This is a genomic window from Halomonas lysinitropha (assembly GCF_902500215.1).
Taxonomy (GTDB): Bacteria; Pseudomonadota; Gammaproteobacteria; order Pseudomonadales; family Halomonadaceae; genus Halomonas; species Halomonas lysinitropha.
In genome coordinates, this window is sequence record NZ_CABVOU010000048.1 from 1 (window position 1) to 2,761 (window position 2,761).

The 2,761-nt window shown below is 57.7% G+C and carries 2 protein-coding genes and 1 pseudogene; all 3 read right to left on the reverse strand.

Annotation, left to right across the window (positions count from 1 at the left end; translation table 11 throughout):
• Positions 1 to 99: 99 nt before the first annotated feature.
• A pseudogene (locus HALO32_RS17620) lies at positions 100 to 300 on the reverse strand (IS66 family transposase); the annotation flags it as partial.
• Positions 301 to 332: 32 nt separating this feature from the next.
• Positions 333 to 1,958, reverse strand: a complete 1,626-nt coding sequence (locus tag HALO32_RS17625; protein ID WP_225810138.1) for a tetratricopeptide repeat protein — start codon at positions 1,956 to 1,958, stop codon at positions 333 to 335.
• A 392-nt stretch (positions 1,959 to 2,350) separates the two neighbouring features.
• A complete protein-coding gene (locus HALO32_RS17630; protein ID WP_151445213.1) occupies positions 2,351 to 2,587 on the reverse strand; it encodes a hypothetical protein in 237 nt (78 codons plus the stop codon).
• Positions 2,588 to 2,761: the final 174 nt, after the last annotated feature.

Consider the following 2,761-nt stretch of genomic DNA (forward strand, 5'->3'; position numbering starts at 1 on the left):
TGCGGGCCCATTCCTCCCGGCAGAGATTTCCATTTATAATCAGTTCATTACGAACAAAGTATCCAAGTAACTGCGCATAATCCGGAGCTGGGCATAATTGCGGCCTACCACAAAGGGCCTGATGGCGTTCTCGGCCGGGTTGTTATCCAGCGGGATCCGGCCATCATCGAGGAAACATGACAGGCGTTGCCACTGGCCATCCAGATAATGCAGTTCCTTGCCCAGCGCCCTTTTCTGCAGCACCTGGCTGGCTGACTTGTCGAGCCAGGTGCGCAGTTGGGTGATCAGCGGGCGGGGCTGAAGAGCGGGCCGGCACTAACCCCAGTCCGCTTTTACTGGGTTACCGCCAGTGTCCTTATCTGCTGGAAAGAATCACGCTCGCTCTCCGGAGCGGTTTCCAACAGCCGGCGGGACCAGAGCTCGGCAGCGTCGCCATCACCAGCCGCTTCCGCCGCGCGGACGGCGCCCTCGAGGGTGTTATAGCGTTGCGGCCAGGTTCGATTGGAGTTGTCGTAAGCGGCCAAGGCCTCCACCGGACGATCAAGAGACACCAGCAGGTCCCCGAGTGCCTCGTAAGGAGGGAGCAACGACCCCGGCGTAACCGGATGTTTTTCGACGGTGGCCTCTAGTTCTCCAGCGGAGCGCAACAGCGCTATAGCATCTTCAGGCCTGCCCTCGGCTTTCGCAATCCAGCCGGAAAGAATGCGGCGGTCCACTTCTATATAGGTTGAGAAACGCGGATCTGCGGCAGAACCGGCATCCGTCACCAGCGATACCAACTGCTGTTCCGCTTCACGGGCGGCGGCCAAGTTGTCGGTATGGACGGCGCCCAGCCCCCGCGCAAACCAGCTCAAGCCAGTCGGCCAGGGAAACTGCTGCCAGCGGATATAGTCGGGATCACCGAGCGTAAGGGTTGCTGCCGTTTCCCAATCTCGTGTTTCGACAGCCAGCCTTGCCGGCATGGAGGCCAGATGGAAAGCTCCGGGGAAATTCGCCTGATGCGGCCCATTCGACTGGGCAGTTGCCCACACGTCCCTAGCCCCGATATCCTCACCACGCTGGAGGTGGCCATAGACCTGATAGTCAAGCGCGTGGACGTAATGAAAGGATTTCGCACCATCAGCCACGTGATTCACTGCCACCTCGGCGGACCGTTGGTTCCACTCAATCACCCGAGCCCAGTCGCCAAGCCGGACATAGATATGGGAAGGCATATGAAGCGCATGGGGCACACTGGGGGCAATCGCGCCATAGGATTCAACAATCTCAGTCGCATCCCCCGCCCGGCCATCCGCATCGGTGGCGTGGATGCTGTAATGGACTGCCCCAGGGTGTCTGGATTCGTTTTCCCAGACCCTGCGAAGGACCTGCTCAGCCTCGTTGAGTAGGGCACTGCGATCATCGGCGGACAGTGCCAGTGTCAGGCGCGACAACGCGTAAAGCGAAGCGACGTCGGAATCCTCTGGAAAGGCCTGATACGCCTTACTCATGCCGTTAATCCAGCCCGCCAGACGCACCTGCACCTGGTCGGTCTCGGGAGCAAAGAAAGCTGCGGTCGCCTCAACCAGCTGCCGCTCGCGTGGGTCTTCGACAGCGTCCAGCGCTTTCTGGATGCTCCGCCGACCGAGGGTGATATCCCCTTCGCTCGGCGTGGTAGCCCATAACGGCTGGAAGAGGGTTGTCGCTACGCCCCAATGGCCCATGGCGCAGCCGGGATTGGCGCGGACCACGGCCTCGAACTCCGCTCGCGCTCGGGCATACATCATGTGATGCATCATCCCTAACGCATGGTCGACGTCAGCGCGAACAGCATCGTCACAGTTAGCCTGGAAATCGATGGTGCCGATGGCGTTTCTGGCACTGAGCGCAGGGTCATCTTGGCTGGTTTCTTCCGAGGCAGTCGCAGGAATAGCAACACCAAGAGAGGCGGCAAGCAATACAAGACGGAATGTTTTCATGACAGGACTCCAGTGAAACCCGATTGCGGGCGGAGCCGGCATGTCATACATCGATCAGGAACTGGGAACACGCTACCAGAAACTGGTCCAGCATGCGCAGCTTATAAAAAATAGTAGTCCGTTGTGGGTTGCTTAGCCAGCACCTTCTGGCTCAATTTATCCGCCAACTCAGAAAAATAAAATCGAGAGGTTGCATGCTCGCGACCATTATGGTCTTTGCCTTTAGTTGCAGGACGATGGCAGGAATTCGCGGATGACACTAGGGACCGATGGAGTTGGCCTGAATCCAGTGTCAAGAAAAAAAGCCACGGCTCTAGATGAGTCGTGGAAGTGACGAAATACTTCACACCCGGCATTCTTTTCTGGGTAAGAGAATTACCCGATGCATAGGGTCAGCGCCACCAGGGATCGGGTGTCACGACGGTAGCCGGAGTTGTTCGAGTTGCCGGTATGACCATTGTTCCCAGTTGTGCTCTTGTCGATGTTGCCGTCTTTATCATGGTGGACATCACTGCCTTTTCATGGAGACGTTTCATGCGCTCTTCCAGATACACCGAGTCTTCCGCCATCACAGTAGGGGCGAACAGCAGTGTGATGACCAAGGCTGATGCGTATACCGTGAGTTTCATGTTGATTACCTCGCAAGGGTATCGAGGGTGCGTATATGGTCGACAGCAGACTCTTGATGCCGAATGACGCCCCGATAAGTGATTATGCATAATTAATCGTGCGTCCCGTGCCATAGTCCCCGAGCAGGCGATGGACCTCAGCGCAGAGCCGATCAAACGAGAGATAGGCTCCCA